This is a genomic window from Pseudomonas ekonensis, from assembly GCF_019145435.1.
GTDB classification, from domain to species: Bacteria; Pseudomonadota; Gammaproteobacteria; order Pseudomonadales; family Pseudomonadaceae; genus Aquipseudomonas; species Aquipseudomonas ekonensis.
On sequence record NZ_JAHSTS010000001.1, the window covers coordinates 808069 to 825352 of the forward strand.

13 protein-coding genes and 1 pseudogene are annotated in these 17284 nt (G+C 65.5%); 2 read left to right on the plus strand and 12 right to left on the minus strand.

What is annotated here, in order from left to right; translation table 11 throughout:
* Positions 1-69: 69 nt before the first annotated feature.
* From KVG96_RS03685 to arcD (KVG96_RS03695), 3 genes are all read right to left on the minus strand, one after another.
* The gene (locus tag KVG96_RS03685; RefSeq protein ID WP_217890857.1) at positions 70-1080 is read right to left on the minus strand and encodes an ornithine carbamoyltransferase; all 1011 of its coding nucleotides are present in this window, start codon (positions 1078-1080) and stop codon (positions 70-72) included.
* A gap of 68 nt (positions 1081-1148) precedes the next feature.
* Entirely contained in the window at positions 1149-2405 is a 1257-nt protein-coding gene (gene arcA, locus KVG96_RS03690) for an arginine deiminase (protein ID WP_217890858.1), read from the minus strand.
* A gap of 33 nt (positions 2406-2438) precedes the next feature.
* Positions 2439-3866 (minus strand): arginine-ornithine antiporter, encoded by a 1428-nt coding sequence (gene arcD, locus KVG96_RS03695; protein ID WP_217890859.1) that lies wholly within the window; start codon positions 3864-3866, stop codon positions 2439-2441.
* A 451-nt stretch (positions 3867-4317) separates the two neighbouring features.
* On the opposite strand from arcD (KVG96_RS03695), the gene arcD (KVG96_RS03700) reads away from it, so the two are divergent.
* Positions 4318-5745, plus strand: coding sequence for an arginine-ornithine antiporter (arcD, locus tag KVG96_RS03700; protein WP_217890860.1), 1428 nt, complete (start codon positions 4318-4320; stop codon positions 5743-5745).
* The gene (locus KVG96_RS03705) at positions 5742-6593 is read left to right on the plus strand and encodes a DNA-3-methyladenine glycosylase family protein (protein WP_217890861.1); all 852 of its coding nucleotides are present in this window, start codon (positions 5742-5744) and stop codon (positions 6591-6593) included. The genes arcD (KVG96_RS03700) and KVG96_RS03705 overlap by 4 nt, the downstream gene beginning before the upstream one ends.
* A 27-nt stretch (positions 6594-6620) precedes the next feature.
* On the opposite strand, the gene KVG96_RS03710 is transcribed toward KVG96_RS03705, so the two are convergent.
* From KVG96_RS03710 to gap, 9 genes and pseudogenes are all read right to left on the minus strand, one after another.
* Complete coding sequence (locus KVG96_RS03710) at positions 6621-7970, minus strand: CoA transferase (RefSeq protein WP_217890862.1); 1350 nt, start codon at positions 7968-7970, stop codon at positions 6621-6623.
* A 112-nt stretch (positions 7971-8082) separates the two neighbouring features.
* Complete coding sequence (locus tag KVG96_RS27755) at positions 8083-8838, minus strand: methyl-accepting chemotaxis protein (protein ID WP_371856096.1); 756 nt, start codon at positions 8836-8838, stop codon at positions 8083-8085.
* 102 nt (positions 8839-8940) lie between these two features.
* Positions 8941-10287: pseudogene (locus tag KVG96_RS27760) on the minus strand (methyl-accepting chemotaxis protein); the annotation flags it as partial.
* Positions 10288-10399: 112 nt separating this feature from the next.
* Positions 10400-10795: a YbaN family protein gene (locus tag KVG96_RS03720; protein ID WP_217890864.1), complete on the minus strand. Its 396-nt coding sequence runs from the start codon at positions 10793-10795 to the stop codon at positions 10400-10402.
* A gap of 224 nt (positions 10796-11019) precedes the next feature.
* Complete coding sequence (locus KVG96_RS03725; protein ID WP_217890865.1) at positions 11020-11616, minus strand: biliverdin-producing heme oxygenase; 597 nt, start codon at positions 11614-11616, stop codon at positions 11020-11022.
* A 111-nt stretch (positions 11617-11727) separates the two neighbouring features.
* The gene (locus tag KVG96_RS03730) at positions 11728-14313 is read right to left on the minus strand and encodes a TonB-dependent receptor (RefSeq protein WP_217890866.1); all 2586 of its coding nucleotides are present in this window, start codon (positions 14311-14313) and stop codon (positions 11728-11730) included.
* Between the two features lie 122 nt (positions 14314-14435).
* Positions 14436-15401, minus strand: a complete 966-nt coding sequence (locus KVG96_RS03735) for a FecR family protein (protein WP_217890867.1) — start codon at positions 15399-15401, stop codon at positions 14436-14438.
* Positions 15402-15502: 101 nt separating this feature from the next.
* A complete protein-coding gene (locus KVG96_RS03740) occupies positions 15503-16030 on the minus strand; it encodes an RNA polymerase sigma factor (protein WP_217890868.1) in 528 nt (175 codons plus the stop codon).
* A 177-nt stretch (positions 16031-16207) separates the two neighbouring features.
* Positions 16208-17209 carry a type I glyceraldehyde-3-phosphate dehydrogenase gene (gene gap / locus KVG96_RS03745; RefSeq protein ID WP_217890869.1) on the minus strand — a complete coding sequence of 334 codons (1002 nt, stop codon included), beginning with the start codon at positions 17207-17209 and terminating at the stop codon, positions 16208-16210.
* Between the last annotated feature and the right edge of the window lie 75 nt (positions 17210-17284).

Sequence of the window (17284 nt, forward strand, 5' to 3'; positions counted from 1 at the left end):
CGACATCCTTGTCGTCTGACCCGCCGCCATCGCGAGCAGGCTCGCTCCTACAGTGACCGGTGCCGGGCTTTAGAGGTCGGCCAGGGTCGAGACCAGGATCGCCTTGATGGTGTGCATGCGGTTTTCCGCTTGCTCGAAGGCGATGCAGGCCGGCGATTCGAACACGTCGTCGGTCACCTCGATGCCGTTGGCCAGGTGCGGGTATTGCTCGGCGATCTGCTTGCCGACCTTGGTGTCGCTGTTGTGGAACGCCGGCAGGCAGTGCATGAACTTGGTGCGCGGGTTGCCGGAGGCCTTCATCAGTTCGGCGTTGACCTGGTACGGCAGCAGTTGCTGGATGCGTTCGCCCCAGGCTTCCACCGGCTCGCCCATCGACACCCAGACGTCGGTGTGGATGAAGTCCACGCCCTTGACCGCCGCTTTCGGGTCTTCGGTCAGGGTGATGCGCGCACCGCTCTCTTCAGCGTATTTCTTGCAGCGGGCCACGAGGTCGTCATGGGGCCACAGGGCTTTCGGCGCGCTGATGCGCACGTCCATGCCCAGCTTGGCGCCGATCAGCAGCAGCGAGTTGCCCATGTTGTTGCGGGCGTCGCCCAGGTAGGCGTAGCTGATTTCGTGGATCGGCTTGTCGGCGTGCTCACGCATGGTCAGCACGTCGGCGATCATCTGGGTCGGGTGGTATTCGTCGGTCAGGCCGTTGAACACCGGCACTCCGGCGAACTTGGCCAGTTCTTCGACGATCTCCTGCTTGAAGCCGCGGTACTCGATGGCGTCGTACATGCGGCCCAGCACGCGGGCCGTGTCCTTCATGCTTTCCTTGTGGCCGATCTGCGAGGAGTTGGGGTCGATGTAGGTGACGTTGGCGCCCTGGTCGTAGGCGGCGACTTCGAAGGCGCAGCGGGTGCGGGTCGAGGTCTTTTCGAAGATCAGGGCGATGTTGTTGCCCTTGAGGTGCTGCTGTTCGGTGCCGGTGTACTTGGCGCGCTTGAGGTCGCGGGACAGGTCGAGCAGGTAGCGCAGCTCGCGGGACGTGTGGTGTTCCAGGCTGAGCAGGTTACGGTTGTGGATGTTGAACGCCATGATGATTCTCCTTGGATTCGGTGATCGGCCCGGCCGCGCCGGGTGGGGGCGGCCGGGAAAATGGTCGTTTAGTAGTCGATGGGGTCGCGCACGATCGGGCAGGTCATGCAGTGGCCGCCGCCGCGTCCGCGGCCCAGTTCGCCGGCGCTGATGGTGATGACCTCGATGCCGGCCTTGCGCAGCAGGGTGTTGGTGTAGGTGTTGCGGTCGTAGCCGATGACCACGCCCGGTTCAACCGCCACCACGTTGTTGCCGTCGTCCCACTGCTCGCGCTCGGCGGCGAAGCTGTTGCCGCCGGTCTCGACCACGCGCAGCTGCTTGAGGTTGAGGGCGTCGGCCACCACTTCGATGAACGATTTGTTCTCGCGGCGCACGTCCATGCCGTAAGGCTTGCTGCTGTCGGGGCGGATGACGAACGGCACGATTTCCTTGACCACTTCCGGGAAGACCGTCACCAGGTCGCGGTCGCAGAAGCTGAACACGGTGTCCAGGTGCATCGCCGCGCGGGATTTCGGCAGGCCGGCCACCACGACCTTCTCCACCGCGCCCTTGGCGAACAGCGACTGCGCCAGTTGGCCGATGGCCTGGCGCGAGGTGCGCTCGCCCATGCCGATCAGCACCACGCCGTTGCCGATCGGCATGACGTCGCCGCCCTCCAGGGTGGCCTGGCCGTGGTCCTTGTCCGGGTCGCCGTACCAGACCTCGAAGTCGGCGTTGGCGAACTCGGGGTGGAACTTGTAGATGGCGGTGGCCAGCAGGGTTTCCTGGCGGCGGGCCGGCCAGTACATCGGGTTGAGGGTCACGCCGCCGTAGATCCAGCAGGTGGTGTCGCGGGTGAACTGGGTGTTGGGCAGCGGCGGCAGCAGGAAGCTGGAGTGGCCCAGGTAGTCGCGGTACATCTTGATCACGCTGGCGCCTTCGCTGTCCGGCAGGTCCTCGCCGGCCACGCCGCCGATCAGGAACTCGGCGAGCTTGCGCGGCTCCAGGCCTTCGAGCCAGCTGCGCACTTCGTTGGTCAGGCCGACGCCGACGGTGTCGGGGGTGATCTTGCGATCCAGGATCCATTTCAGCGCTTCGGGGTTCTGGATGGTCTCGGTCAGCAGGTTGTGCATTTCCAGGACTTCGATGCCGCGCTCGCGCATCTTGGTGACGAAGTCGAAGTGGTCGCGCTTGGCCTGGTTGACCCAGATCACATCGTCGAACAGCAATTCGTCGCAGTTGTTCGGGGTCAGCCGCTGGTGGGCCAGGCCGGGGGAGCAAACCATGACTTTGCGCAGTTTGCCGGCTTCGGAATGGACGCCGTACTTAACTTTTTCCGTGGTCATTACAGTGATCCTCCAGAGATGGTTATCTCGCGGTTACAGAGTCAGGAAGCCGTCGTAGAGACCGTAGGCAGCCACCAGGGCGCCCGCGACCACTGCGGCGAAAATCAGCTTCTCGACGGGGGTGAAAACCGGTTTCTTGACTTCAAGCTTGGCCTTGGCGAACAGGATCGCGCCGGGGGCGTAGAGCAGGGCCGACAGCAGCAGGTACTTCACGCCGCCGGCGTAGAGCAGCCACACCGCGTAGAGCAGGGCGACGGCGCCGATGATCAGGTCCTTCTGCCGCTCGCCCGCCGCGCCTTCGTAGCTTTCGCCGCGCACCGCCAGCAGCAGGGCGTAGGCCGCCGACCACAGGTACGGCACCAGGATCATCGAGGTGGCGAGGTAGATCAGCGACAGGTAGGTGCTGGCCGAGAACAGGGTGATGACCAGGAACACCTGCACCATGGCGTTGGTCAGCCACAGGGCGTTGACCGGCACGTGGTTGGCGTTCTCGCGGCGCAGGAACTCCGGCATGGTGTGGTCCTTGGCGGCGGCGAACATGATCTCCGCGCACAGCAGCACCCACGACAGCAGCGCCCCCAGCAGCGAGATGATCAGGCCGACGCTGATCAGCACCGCGCCCCAGTGGCCGACCACGTGCTCGAGCACGGCGGCCATCGACGGGTTCTGCAGCTTGGCCAGTTCCGGCTGGGTCATGATCCCCAGCGACAGCACGTTCACCAGCACCAGGAACAGCAGCACGGTGATGAAGCCGATCACGGTGGCCTTGCCGACGTCCGAGCGCTTTTCCGCCCGGGCCGAGAAGATGCTCGCGCCCTCGATGCCGATGAACACCCACACGGTGACCAGCATCATGTTGCGCACCTGGTTCATCACGCTGCCCAGGTCCGGGTTCTTCGCGCCCCAGATGTCGGCGGTGAAGATGTCCAGCTTGAAGGCGAACACCGCGATCAGCACGAACAGCAGCAGCGGCACCACCTTGGCGACGGTGGTCACCAGGTTGATGAACGCCGCTTCCTTGATGCCGCGCAGCACCAGGAAGTGCACCGCCCACAGCAGCACGGAGGCGCCGATGATCGCGGCGGCCGTGTTGCCTTCGCCGAAGATCGGGAAGAAGTAGCCCAAGGTGCTGAACAGCAGGACGAAGTAGCCGACGTTGCCCAGCCATGCGCTGATCCAGTAGCCCCAGGCCGAGGAGAAGCCCATGTAGTCGCCGAAGCCGGCCTTGGCGTAGGCGTACACGCCGCCGTCCAGGTCGGGTTTGCGGTTGGCCAGGGTCTGGAACACGAACGCGAGGGTCAGCATGCCGACGGCGGTGATGGCCCAGCCGATCAGCACGGCGCCGGCATCGGCGCTGGCGGCCATGTTCTGCGGTAATGAAAAGATCCCGCCACCGATCATGGAGCCGACGACCAGCGCAACCAGTGCACCTAGTTTCAGTTTTCCGGGGGACTCAGACATTGCATGACTCCATTGCAGGAGAAGAGAGACAACAGGTTAAGTCTGTTGGTCGATCGATCAGCTGACTTAGATCAGTTCATGGGCACATTCCATTGTTAAATGAATGACTTATGGATTCGTCTCGGGCATAACGTCGCCTGCCTGAAAGGCCCGTTGCAGAAGGCTCGCGAGAGAAAACGGGAATAACTCGTATTCCCTTGGGATGTTGAAGCTAGTTGGTTTTTTCGGTTTCGCAAATTTTCCGCATCTGTTTGCAGTACAGAAATGATTTATTACGAATGGCGCACAAAATTGATTTTCGGCACTCGCCGTTAGAGTGAACGGCTATATATAAGAGGGGTTTATTGGCGATATCCAATAAACGTTATTACGCTTGAATCCGTTTAGTTAACGACGGTTACATGACGCTGTTTACGGCCTTCGCCACCCACGGGAACCTGGAGACGCTGGAATGTCGCAACCGACGCAAAAACTGCACCTTGGCGCATTGATCGCCCTGGTGGTGGGATCGATGATCGGCGGGGGCATCTTCTCCCTGCCGCAGAACATGGCGGCCCGGGCCGACGCCGGGGCCATCCTGATCGGCTGGGCGATCACGGCGGTCGGCATGCTGACCCTGGCGTTCGTGTTCCAGACCCTGGCCAACCGTAAGCCGGAGCTCGATTCCGGGGTGTACGCCTATGCCAAGGCCGGGTTCGGCGACTACATGGGGTTCTCGTCGGCCTGGGGCTACTGGATCAGCGCGTGGCTGGGCAACGTCGGCTACTTCGTGCTGCTGTTCAGCACCCTGGGCTACTTCTTCCCGGTGTTCGGCCAGGGCAACACGCCGGTGGCCATCGGCTGCGCGTCGCTGCTGCTGTGGGCGGTGCACTTTCTGGTGATGCGCGGGATCAAGGAAGCGGCGTTCATCAATCAGCTGACCACCGTGGCCAAGATCGTGCCGCTGGTGATGTTCATCGTCATCGCGGCGGTGGCGTTCAAGGCCGACGTCTTCACCCGCGACATCTGGGGCCGCAGCAATCCGAGCTTCGGCGGGGTAATGGATCAGGTGCGCAACATGATGCTGGTGACGGTGTTTGTGTTCATCGGCATCGAAGGGGCCAGTGTGTACTCGGCGCGGGCGCAGAAGCGCAGCGACGTCGGTCGGGCCACGGTGATCGGCTTCATCGGCGTGCTGGCGCTGCTGGTGCTGGTGAACGTGCTGTCGCTGGGGATCATGAGCCAGCCGGAACTGGCGACCCTGCAGAACCCGTCGCTGGCGGCGGTGCTGGAGCACATCGTCGGGCCGTGGGGCGCGCTGCTGATCAGCATCGGCCTGGCGGTGTCGCTGATCGGCGCCTTGCTCTCGTGGGCGCTGCTGTGCGCCGAAATCCTCTTCGCCACGGCCCGGGACAAAACCATGCCGGCGTTCCTCAAGAAGGAAAACGCCAACCACGTGCCGGTCAACGCGCTGTGGCTGACCAACGTGATGATCCAGATCTTCCTGCTGATCACCCTGTTCTCCGCCGGCACCTACACCAGCCTGATCTACCTCGCCTCGTCGATGATCCTGGTGCCGTACCTGTGGTCGGCGGCCTATGCGGTGCTGCTCAGCGGCCGGGGCGAAACCTACGAGCACGCCTCGGCCGAGCGCACCAAGGATCTGCTCATCGGCGGCATTGCCCTGTGTTACGCGGTGTGGCTGCTGTATGCCGGCGGGGTGAAGTACCTGCTGCTGTCGGCGCTGCTGTATGCGCCGGGCGTCATCCTGTTCGCCAAGGCCAAGCGTGAGCAGGGCGAACCGCTGTTCACCACGCTGGAGAAGGGCATCTTCACCTGTGTGATCGGCGGGGCCGGGCTGGCGGCGTACGGGTTGTACAGCGGCCTGCTGTCGCTTTGAGACTGCGGCTGGATTGCCCGGCGCCCTACGACTGGCCGGCGATGCTCGGGTTCCTTTCGGCACGGGCGGTGGCCGGGATGGAGACGGCCGACGCCGGCGCGTATTCGCGGATCATCGGTTTGAACGGGGTCAGCGGAACCGTGTCGGTGCGGCCCGGTGACGGGGCAGGCCTGGAGGTGGAGCTCGACTTTCCCGAACCGGCGGCGCTGCCCGAGATCGTCGCGCGCTTGCGCCGGCTGTTCGGCCTGGACGCGGGGGGCGCGCCGATGCAGCGGCACCTGGCGGCGGATCCGCTGTTGGCGCGGTTGATCGCCGAGCGGCCGGGGCTGCGGGTGCCGGGGGCGTGGGACGGGCTGGAGCTGGCGTTCCGTGCGGTGCTGGGGCAACAGATCACGGTGACGGCGGCGATCCGGCTGGCGGGGAAACTGGTGGCGCGTTACGGCGAGCCAGTCAGCTCTCCGGTGCCGGGGCTGACCCATGCGTTTCCGCAGGCCGGCGTGTTGGCTGTCGCCGACCTGGCGGCGCTGGGCATGCCCAAGAGCCGGGGGCGGACGCTGTCCGGCGTGGCGCAGGCGCTGCTGGACGATCCGTCGCTGTTCGAGTCCGGGGTGACACGGCTGCTGGCCCTGCACGGCATCGGCGACTGGACGGCGCAGTACATCGCTTTGCGTCAGTTGCGGGACATGGACGGGTTTCCGACCGGGGACGTCGGGTTGCTGCGGGCGCTGGAGGTGCTGGAGGGCCGGCGGCCGACGGCGCGGGAGCTGACCGCCCGGGCCGAGGCCTGGCGGCCGTACCGGGGGTATGCGGCGCAGGTGCTGTGGACGTCGTTGGGGCGGGGGGACTGATCCCGGGTTTTGTGTCGGCTGTAGCGGTCACAGCCAATGCGGGGAATGCGAACCCAATTCGGTGGCCGGCAACGCCCAGCGCAACGGCGTCCCGCTGATGTTCAGCGGCGCCTTCAACCGATGGGCCGGGCCCCATGGCGTCTGCTCCACCGGCAAAGCCTGATCCTGGCCGTCCTCGGCCCGCAGCGGTTCTTCCGTGCCCGGCCCCTGTTCGACCAACAGCTTCGCCGTGCGCGCCAAAGACAACCGCGCCGAACCGGCCTTGCCGCTGTGCAGGCGCTCGCTCAGCAGGCGGATCACGCTGGCCGCCATCAGATACCCGGTGGCGTGATCCAGCGCCTGCACCGGCAGCGGCGTCGGCGTGTCGCTGCGCCGCCAGCGCTGTCCGGCCTCGGCGATGCCGCTGCTCATCTGCACCAGGCTGTCGAAGCCCCGGCGGTTGCGCCACGGGCCGCTCCAGCCGTAGGCGTTGAGGCCGACGTCGATCAGCCCCGGCGACCATTCGCGGCGGCGTTCGGCGCCGAAGCCGAGGTTTTCCAGGGCGTCGGCCCGGTAGCCGTGCACCAGGATGTCGGTGTCCTTGAGCAGCGCCTCAAACACCGCGCGGTCCGCCGCAACATGAAGATCCAGCCGCGCACAGCGTTTGCCGAGGGTGAGATCAGGCACCACGCCGGGCTCGTTCCAGGTCGGCGGATCGATGCGCAGCACCTCGGCGCCCAGGCCGGCGAGAAACCGGGTGGCGGTCGGCCCCGCCAGCACCCGGGTCAGATCCAGCACCTTGAGCCCGGCCAGCGGTTGCGCCGCCGAACCTGTCCAGGCACGGGGGCTTTGCGCCTGGCCGTCAGAAAAATGCACCAGCGGCTCGGTATTCAGCGCCAGGCCCTGCGGGTGCTGTTGCCACTGGGCCCAACTGCGCATCTGCGCCGCGCAGCCGTTGGCCGCGACCACCGCGTGCTCCAGCTGCGCACCGGTCCATTGCGCCACCTTCGCGGCCATGGCGGCGCGGTCGGCGCAGGCTCCGAGCACCCGTTCGGCGGCGGCGCGGTGGTGCGGGGCGTTGGTGTGCAGGCGGATCCAGCCGTCCTGCGTCGCGTAGTCGCCGGCCACCGGATCCCACAACGGCGGCACGCTCCAGCCGACCGGACGCAGGGAGGCGGCGAACCAGAACGAGGCGAGACGCCGGTCGACTTCGACGGCGGGCCGGTGGCCGGTCTGCCGGAGCAACAGTTCGCTGACCGCTTGGCCGGCTGCGGCGATGCTGGCGCAGGCCAGGTCGGTGACAGCGAAGGCCGAGGGCAGGGCGCCGGCGGCGGTGAAGGGGATCGGCGTGCGGGGCAGGCCGAGCGCGGCTTGGATGGATGCGAGCAGATCGGTCATCGAAGGCCCTCCGTGGGAGAGCGCAGCATAGTGCAAAAGGTCGGCAGGCCGGATGAAAACCCGGAGCCGGCCTGCTGGCGATGACGCCAGCAGGGGCACCGCATGGCAGGGGTCAGACGCGGAACTGATCCATCAGCTTCATCTGCTGGCTGGCCAGGGCGTTGAGCTGGCTGCTGATGGCCGCCGATTCGCTGGCCTGTTCGGTCAGGGTTTCGGTGACGGTGCGGATCGCCGAGACGTTGCGGTTGACCTCTTCGGCCACGGCGCTCTGCTGTTCGGCGGCGCTGGCGATCTGCAGGTTCATGTCGCTGATCACGGTGACCGCTTCGCTGATCTTGCCCAGCGCGTCCACGGCCTGACGGATCTGCCCGGCGTTGCTCTGGGCCTGGCTCTGGCTCGAGTGCATGGTCGCGACCACGCCGCGGGTGCCGGACTGGATGCGTTCGATGACCACGCGGATCTCCTCCACCGAGTCCTGGGTGCGCTTGGCCAGGTTGCGCACTTCGTCGGCCACCACCGCGAAGCCGCGGCCGCTCTCGCCGGCGCGGGCGGCTTCGATGGCGGCGTTGAGCGCCAGCAGGTTAGTTTGCTCGGCGATGCTGCGGATCACTTCCAGCACCGAGCCGATCTGTTCGCTGTTGAGCGCCAGTTCCTCGACTTCGGCCACCGCTTTGCTGACTTCATCGGCCAGTTGGCTGATGTCGCGGGTGCTGCGTTCGATGATCGACATGCCGTCCCGGGCCGATTGGTCCGCACCCTTGGCGGCGTTGGCCGCGTTGGAGGCGCTGTTGGCGACGTCGTGGGCGGTGGCGCTCATTTCGTTGGAGGCGGTCGCCACCTGGTCGATCTCGCGGAACTGCACCTGCATGCCTTCGCTGGTCTGGCGGGCGATGGCCGACGACTGGTCGGCGGTGCCGCGGGCATCGGTGATGCTTTGCTTGATCTGGGCGATGGTCGGCTGCAGCTTGTCGAGGAAGCGGTTGAACCAGTTCACCAGTTCGCCCAGCTCGTCCTGCTTCCCGTAGTTCAGGCGCTGGGTCAGGTCGCCTTCGCCGCTGGCGATGTTCTTGAGCATGTCGGCGACGCTGTTGATCGGCCGGGTCACGCCCGAGGCGGTGAGCCAGATCAGCAGCAGCCCGACCAGGCCGGCCGCCACGGCGACCGACAGGGCGGTGATCGTGCCGGCCTCCTGGGCGTCGTCGAGCACCGCCTGCAATTTGACCGAGTCGGCCAGCAGCACTTGCTTGGGCAGGTCGATGACCACGCCCCAGGCGCGGGCGTCGCCGATCGGGTTGACCGGGTACACGGCGCGGATCAGGTCGCCCTGTTCGAGGATCTTCGGGCTGCCGCCGCCGAGCAGTTGCAGGATGTCCTTGCCCTCGGCGCCCAGGGTGTCGCCGATGCCTTTGCCGACTTTGCTGGCGTCGGCGCTGTAGGCGGCCAGCACGCCGCTGCCGGAGACGATCAGCATGTGCCCGGCGCTGTTGAACAGTTCGCGCTGGGAATCCGCCGCCGCCGCTTGCAGGGCGTCCAGGGCGATGTCGACGCCGACCACGCCGATGGCCTTGCCGTCCACCAGCAGCGGCACCGAGATGGTGGTCATGAGCATTTCCTTGCCGCCCACGGTGTCGGCGTACGGGTCGAGCAGGCAGGTGCGCTTGTTGTCGCGGGGGCAGGTGTACCAGCTGTTGTACGGCGTGCCGCTGAGGCTGAGGGTGGTCTTGGTCATGTCCTCCTCGACCATGATCGTGTTCAGCGCGGTGCCGCCGGCGCGGCTCCAGTAGCTGGCGAAGCGACCGGCCTCGTTGGACTGGCGGGCGGCGTCGTTCTTGAACTCGCTGTCCTTGCCGTCCAGGCCGTCGGGCTCGAACGCCAGCCAGATGCCGAGCACCTTGGCGTTGCGCTCGAAGGCGGTCTTCAGGCTCTGGTTCAACTCTTCGCGCAGGGCGCCGGCGTCCATCGAGCGCTTGGCGGCCATCACCCGCATGTCCTTGATCTGGTCGGCCAGGGCGGTGACCGCCAGCAGGCTTTCGCCGAAGGTCTTCTGTACCCGCACCGCCTGTTCGGCGGCCTTGGCCTGCAGCAGGTTCTGCACGCTGGCGATGAGCATCTTGCTGCTGGAGTCGCTGACCAGTTCGTCGTTGCTGTTGGTCTGGCGGATGTTGATCCCGACGATCAGCGCCACCACGCCGAGCAGGCACAGGCCGGACAGCAGGACGATTTTCAGGCGAATGGAAAGAGAGTCGAACATGGGGCGATCTCGCGAATGAATGAAATGTTGGCCACGGGGCGGACTCACCCGTTTCGCCAAATCCATTCAGCGCCATGCCTTGCTCATCGGCTTGGGGCACAGCCGCATGAGGCACCGACCGACGAACGGTCATGGCTAAACGTTTGCGCAGGAAAATGCCCTGAAAAGGGCAGAAAATTCAGGAGATCTTCGGCAACGGTTCCGGCCTCGACCAGATCCACAGGTTGCCCAGGGCCATGCCCGCGATCGCGAGGTAGACCGGCCAGCCGTGATCGAGCATCACCAGCATCAGCGTGGCGCACAGCAGCATGCTGGCCGTGGCGCTGAGCTTGGCCCGGCGGGCGATGAGCTTGCCGTTGCGCCAGTTGTGCAGGATCGGCCCGAACAGCCGGTGGTTCTCCAGCCAGGCGCTCAGGCGCGGGGAGCTGCGGGTGGCGGCCCAGGCCGCGAGCAGGATGAACTCGGTGGTCGGCAGGCCAGGCACCACGATGGCGATGAGGCCGATGCCCAGGCTGACGTAGGCCAGCAGGCCGAACAGCAGGCGGGCGAGTTTCGAGGAGGCGGGTCGGGGCATGGGATCGGATCGGTGGGGCGTGTGAGGCGGAAGGGAATCTTACAGGCTTGTGCTGTCTCGGGGTGGGTGCGACGGACTTGCGGCGCCCTCACAGACGCCATCGCCAGCAAGCTGGCTCCTACAGATGATGTGCAGCACACAAACCTGTGGAAGCCAGCCTGCCGGCGATGGCGCCCTTAAAGGCAGATCAAGACAGTTGCCGTTCACAGGGAGACGGCGGCAGGTCAGGCCGGTTCGGCTTCGGTCGAGTAGGCCTGTTCCAGCAGCACGGTGAAGCGGTTGAAGGCGTCGAGGGCGCCTTGTTCGGCCTCGGCTTCTTCTTCGGCAGTGAACTGCAGCGAGTCGAGGGTTTTGACGAAGCGTTTCCAGCCTTCGGCGCGGCCGCCTTCCGGTTCGCCCAAGTGGCGGGCGCCGAAGGTTTCGCTCAGGTCCAGCGCGACGGCGCGCTTGATCAGGAAAGCCGCGCCGAGCTTCGAACCTTCGGAGACGAAGATCCAGCCCAGGGCACGGGCCTTGCTCGGGTTGCTCACCGCACCGGCCACCGGGGCCGGGACGTCGGTGCCGAGGTCGGCCAGGTCGGCCTTGGCCGCTTCGGCGCGGCAACGGGCCGGCAGGTCAGGGACGATGGCGGTCAGTTCGGCATCGTTGTACAGCGCCACCAGTTCCGACTGGAACAGGTATTGCGCGACCACGAAGCGGGCGAAGCTTTCGCGGGTCTCGAAGGGGGCGTGAGCCTTGACCAGCGCATCGAGCTTGCTGTGCGGCTCGTGGGTGATCTGGTTCAGGCGTTGCGAACGCAGGGATTTTTCCGGGGCGGTCATGGGATGTCCTTGAAAAGCAGTGGCACTTGATAACGAGACGTACAAGAAGACGCATGAGCGTAAAAAAACCTCACTGCGCGGCGATGCTCGCGCGCAGTGAGGCGGACCGGGTCAGATGTCCCAGACCAGGTTGACCGCGAAGTTGCGGCCCGGCTGGGTCAGGCGGTCGAGGTTGGCCGGGCTCAGCACGGCGGCTTCGCCGACGCTGTCGTAGCCGCGCACGTCATCCCACAGCCAGTATTTCTTGTCGGTCAGGTTGTAGATGCCGCCGCTGACGGTGACGTCGTCGGTGACCTTGTAGAACCCGGTCAGGTCGAGGATGCCGAAGCCCGGTGACTTGAACTGGCTGCTCACGCCGTCCGGCGACTTGAACTGGCTGTCGTCGACGCGGTCCTTTTTCTTCACCACGGTCCAGCTCAGCAGGCCGCCGTAGTTGTCCTGGTCGTAGCCCAGGCCGAACACGCCGGTCAGCGGGTTGACGCTGTTGAGCGGCTCGCCGGTGTCGTTGTTGCGACCGTAGGCGTAGGCGACCGAACCTTGTGTGTACAGGCCCTGCGGCGCACCGAAGGCGTCCAGGTTCAGGCGGCCCTTGACCTCGGCGCCCTTGATGGTGGCGTGCTTGATGTTGTTGGTCTGGAAGGTCAGCTCGCTGTAGCCGGGCGTGACCGCGTCTTCGTTGATGAAGTCGCGGTATTTGTTGTAGAACACCGCCACATCGAACGAACCGGACTCGAAATTGCCGCGCAGGCCGGTCTCGTAGCTTTTGCTCTTCTCCGGTTCCAGGTCTGGGTTCGGCGCCACGTTGTAGCCGGTGGTGCTGTTCTCGAAGCGGCCGTACAGTGCCTTGGCGGTCGGGGTGCGGAAGCCTTCGGCGTACTGGCCGTACCAGGTGTAGTTTTCGCTCAGGGCGTAGGTCAGGCCGAACTTGGGCGAGACTTTGTGCCAGGTCTTGTTCGAATCGCTGACCGTGCCTTTGCCGTCGGCGGCCACGGTGTTGAGGAATTCCTGGGTGATGTGCGGCTTGAGCCGGGTGTAGTCGTAGCGCAGGCCCGGCAGGAAGGTCCAGTCGTTCCAGCTGATCTGGTCCTGGGCGAACAGGCTGTAGGTGTTGATGGTCGGGTCGGGGAAGTCGCTGGACTTCTTCAGCACGTCGGCCGCGCTGGTGGCGCCGATGGCGGTGCAGCCGCGGCCGATCGCCAGGCACTTGCCGTCGCCGCTGCGCGAGCCGGTGACTTCCTGCTGCTTGATCGTGGTGCCGTAGGTCAGGACGTGGTCGGTGGCGCCGAGGCTGAAAGCCTTGTCCAGCTGCGCGTCGAACACCCACTGCTTTTCTTCGTAGACCGTGTCGCGGGTGCGCAGCACCTTGCGGCTGATCGGGTAATAGAACTCCTCGGTGCTCTGGTCGGTCTTGGCGGTCTGGTGGTTGAGGCTCCACTTCACGTTGTCCGCCAGCAGGCTGTCGAGCCCGAAGCTGTGCTCCAGGCCGAAGCGCTCGCGGGTGATGGTGTCGTTGCCGGTGCGCCACTGGTACATGCCGCCGGGCAGCACGCTGTTGGGGACGGTCGGCGCGCCGTTGAAGTAGGGGCCGCCGTAGGCGCTTTTCTGGTCGGTGTCGCGGTCGTCCTTGTACTTCTCGTAGGTCAGGCCCAGGCGCGAGCCTTCGGCGTAGTTCCAGCCGAGCTTGGCCAGCACGTTGCTCGCCTTGACGTCTTCCGGGTTGGCGGCGGTGCGGTCGAGGCCGGTGCCGTTGTTGCTGCCGTAGGAGTCGGTTTCGTGGCCGTCGCGCTGGCTGTAGTGCAGCAGGCCGTCGAACCGGTCGGCGCGGCCGGCGACGGTGGCGGACTTCAGCCAGCTTTCGTCGGCGGAGCTGTAGCCGGTCTTGAGGCGGGCGCCGACGTCTTTGCCGGGCTTGATGATGTCGTCCGCGTCGAGGGTGTAGTAGCTCACGGCGCCGCCGATGGCGTTGCTGCCGTACAGCACCGAGGCCGGGCCGCGGAGGATCTCCACGCGCTTGATGATTTCCGGGTCGACGTAGTTGCGCTGGGTCTTGGCGTACGGGCCGTTGAAGAAGCCGTCCGGCACTTCGACGCCGTCGACCTGGGTCAGGATGCGGTCACCGTCGATGCCGCGGATGTTGTAGCCGCTGATCCCGCCGCGCTGGCCGGCGCCGCCCACCGAGACGCCGGGCTCGTAACGCACCAGGTCCTTGATGGTGTTGACGTTGCTGCGGTCGAGTTCTTCACGGGTATGCACGGTGACGGTGGCGGGCACGCTGTTCACCGACTGTTCCTGGCGGGTGGCGCTGATGGTCACCTGGTCCAGGTTGAGCGCGCCGGCGGTGCTGCGCTTCTCCAGCACGACGTTGTTGTTGCCGATCTTGCGAAAGCTCAGGTTGGTCCCCGCCAACAGGCGCTCCAGGGCCTTTTCCGGCGGCAGCGAGCCGCGCACGCCCGGCGACGACACGCCTTCCCCCAGTTGCGCCGGCAGACCCACCTGCCAACCGGTGACGGCGGTGAACGCGTTGAGCGCCGACACCAGCGGCTGCTGGGCGATGGCGAACGAGTAGTCGCCCATGCTGCGCGCAGGCTGTTCGGTGGCCGCCATCAGCGGTGCGGTGCCGGCCATCAGAATGGCGGCCGTCAGCAGCGACAGTACGCGGGAAGGGGAAGCGGTCTGGCGGGTAAGGCGTGATGACATCGATAGCGCTCCGTGTCGCACGAATCTTTATAGGTGCTGATCCGCGTCCGGAGGTGCGAATCAATTGCATTGGCTATAACGAGACGAACGAGCTTCGGCTATCGAGTAAAAATAATTCTCATTTAGTTCAGGATCACCAGCGCCGGAAATTCCTGCAGGCGCGCTGAGGTGATATGGGCCAGGGAGCGCACCACGTCCAGCGGCTGGTCGAGGCGGTAGTTGCCGGTGACGGCGACGTCGGCCAACTGCTCGTTGGTGTTGATGATCCAGCCCGGATAGTAGCGGCGCAGCTCCGCCAGGACCTGGCTGAGCGGGCAGTTCTCGAAGATCAGCCGGCCCTGCACCCAGGCCAGGTCGGTGGCGGCGTCCTGCCTGGCCGGGCGGTCGAAGCCGTTGGGGCCGATGCGGATGCTTTCCCCGGCGGACAGGCGCACCCGGGCGTCGTCGCCGGTGGCGCGCAGATCGACGTCGCCGCGCTGCACGCGCACCTGGGCCACGCCGTCCAGGTAGCGTACGGCGAACGCGGTGTCGTGCACGCTGGCCTTCACGGGGCCGGCGTCGATCTCCAGCGGCTGGCTGCGGTTGGCGGCGATCTCGAAGAACGCTTCGCCCTGGTACAGCCGCGCCACCCGCTGGCGGTCGTTGATGGTGCTGGAGAATGCCGAGTTGGTGTTGAGCAGGACTTTGGAGCCGTCCTCCAGTTGCAGGCGCTGGCGCTCGCCGACCACGGTCAGGTGATCGGCCTGCAGGCGCATCGGCAGGTTGCTGAAGCTGAACAGGCCGAGCACCAGCACGGCGGCGGTGGCCAGCGGTTTCCAGTGCGGGCGCAGGCGCGTGAGGAGGGTGACTTTCTGCGGCTTGGCGGCCAGGCGCTGGGCGCACTGCGCCACTTGCGGGCCGTCCCAGATCGCCTGGGCCTTGGCGAAGGCTTCGGCGTTGCGCGGATCGGCCGCCAGCCAGGCGTGGAACTGCCGGGTCTGCTCTTCGTCCGGACTGCCGAGCGCGATGAGCCAGTCCAGGGCCTGGTCCATTGCGTTGGCGGCGTCCTGCGCCGTATCGGGCGAAGGCGGGCGGTGGGTGTCCGTCACGGTGTTTCCTCGGGCTTCTGGCGAAGCAGTTTCAAGCTTAAGGCCGCAAGCTTCAAGCTAAAACTAAGTCTTCAGGGGGCGCTTTGCTGACAGCTTGCCGCTTACGGCTTGAGGCTGCCGTCATGCTTTTCGGCGACGCCGATGCAGATCGTCATGATCAGCTTGAGTTCTTTCTGCACGGTGCTGAGGGACACGTCCAGCTCGTCGGCGATCTGCTGGTAGCTGTGGCCGTGCAGGCGGCTGAGGATGAAAATCTGCTGCTGGCGGGGGCTGAGTTCACTGAGGCTCACGTTCAGGCGCTCCAGCAGTTGTTCGGCATGGGCGGCGTCTTCGGCGCTGCTGGCGGGGGCGGCGACGCTGTGCACCACTTCCTGCGGGACGTCGTCGACCATGGTGCGCGCGTGGATCTTGCGGGCGCGCAGATGATCCAGCGCCAGGTTGCGGGCGGTCTGGAAGACGAAGGGTTCGAGGTGATCGATGGCCCGCTCGCCCAGCGCCCGGGTCACGCGCAGGTAGGTCTCCTGCAGCAGGTCTTCGGCGGTGCTGGGGTTGTTGACCATCCGTTGCAGCGTGCGCAGCAGCGAACTGCGCTGGGCAAGGAAGACGTGGTTGAACTGTGCCTGACTCACGGGAGAACCTGATCCGTTTCGATCAAATAATAATGATTATCATCCAGTCGAATGGTCAAGCCCTGATTTCAAATTGAAATCAGGCACTTCATGCGGGAGCGGTGTCGTGCCCCTGTCCCTGCGGCAACCAGCGTGCCGGCGATGGCGGTTCCCGCAGGGACAAGGAGCGATCCGGGGTCACTCGGCGTTGCATAGCGCCAGGCAGTTGTCCAGCATGCGGTTGGAGAAGCCCCATTCGTTGTCGTACCAGGCCAGCACCTTGAGCAGCTTGCCGCTGACCTTGGTGTGGTTGGCGTCGAAGACCGACGACAGCGGGTTGTGGTTGAAGTCGCTGGAGACCAGCGGCAGGGCGTTGTAGCCGAGGATCTTCGAATGCTGGCTGGCGGCCTTGAGCAGGGCGTTGACTTCGTCGGCGGACGCTTCGCGCTTGAGCTGCACCGTCAGGTCCACCAGCGACACGTTGATCACCGGCACGCGCACGGCCATGCCGGTCAGCTTGCCGGCCAGTTCCGGCAGCACCAGGCCTACCGCTTCGGCGGCGCCGGTCTTGCTCGGGATCATGTTCTGGGTGGCCGAACGGGCGCGGTACGGGTCGCTGTGATAGACGTCGGTCAGGTTCTGGTCGTTGGTGTAGGCGTGGATGGTGGTCATCAGGCCGCTTTCGATCCCCAGTTCGCGGTGCAGCACCTGGGCCACCGGGGCCAGGCAGTTGGTGGTGCACGAGGCGTTGGAGATGATCTGGTGCGAGGCGCGCAGGATGTCGTGGTTCACGCCGTAGACGACAGTGGCGTCGGCGCCTTTGGCCGGCGCCGAGATGATCACCTTGCGGGCGCCGGCGCTGATGTGCGCGGCGGCCTTGGCGCGGTCGGTGAACAGGCCGGTGCATTCGAACACCACGTCGATCTTTTCCGCGGCCCAGGGCAGGTCGGCCGGATTGCGGATGGCGCTGACGGAAATGCGGTCGCCGTTGACGGTCAGGCTCTCGTTGTCATGGGCGACTTCGGCATCGAACGTGCCGTGAACGGTGTCGTATTTGAGCAGATGGGCGTTGATCGCGCTGTCGCCCAGATCATTGATGGCGACGATCTGCAAATCCTGCCGATAGCCTTGGGTATACAGTGCGCGCAGGACGTTACGGCCGATGCGGCCAAAACCATTGATTGCGATTCGAAGAGTCATTGAACAGCGCCGCCGTCGTTTTGTTGTTGGAATTACAAGATTATTCGCAAAAAAATAGAAAACAAGCCTTTTTGG

Bases quoted from the DNA above. Each gene is read 5' to 3' on its own strand.
- KVG96_RS03685 (WP_217890857.1), bottom strand. From the start codon at position 1,080: ATGGCGTTCAACATCCACAACCGTAACCTGCTCAGCCTGGAACACCAC.
- arcA (WP_217890858.1), bottom strand. From the start codon at position 2,405: ATGACCACGGAAAAAGTTAAGTACGGCGTCCATTCCGAAGCCGGCAAA.
- arcD (WP_217890859.1), bottom strand. From the start codon at position 3,866: ATGTCTGAGTCCCCCGGAAAACTGAAACTAGGTGCACTGGTTGCGCTG.
- arcD (WP_217890860.1), top strand. From the start codon at position 4,318: ATGTCGCAACCGACGCAAAAACTGCACCTTGGCGCATTGATCGCCCTG.
- KVG96_RS03710 (WP_217890862.1), bottom strand. From the start codon at position 7,970: ATGACCGATCTGCTCGCATCCATCCAAGCCGCGCTCGGCCTGCCCCGC.
- KVG96_RS27755 (WP_371856096.1), bottom strand. From the start codon at position 8,838: ATGCAGGTGCAGTTCCGCGAGATCGACCAGGTGGCGACCGCCTCCAAC.
- KVG96_RS03720 (WP_217890864.1), bottom strand. From the start codon at position 10,795: ATGCCCCGACCCGCCTCCTCGAAACTCGCCCGCCTGCTGTTCGGCCTG.
- KVG96_RS03725 (WP_217890865.1), bottom strand. From the start codon at position 11,616: ATGACCGCCCCGGAAAAATCCCTGCGTTCGCAACGCCTGAACCAGATC.
- KVG96_RS03730 (WP_217890866.1), bottom strand. From the start codon at position 14,313: ATGTCATCACGCCTTACCCGCCAGACCGCTTCCCCTTCCCGCGTACTG.
- gap (WP_217890869.1), bottom strand. From the start codon at position 17,209: ATGACTCTTCGAATCGCAATCAATGGTTTTGGCCGCATCGGCCGTAAC.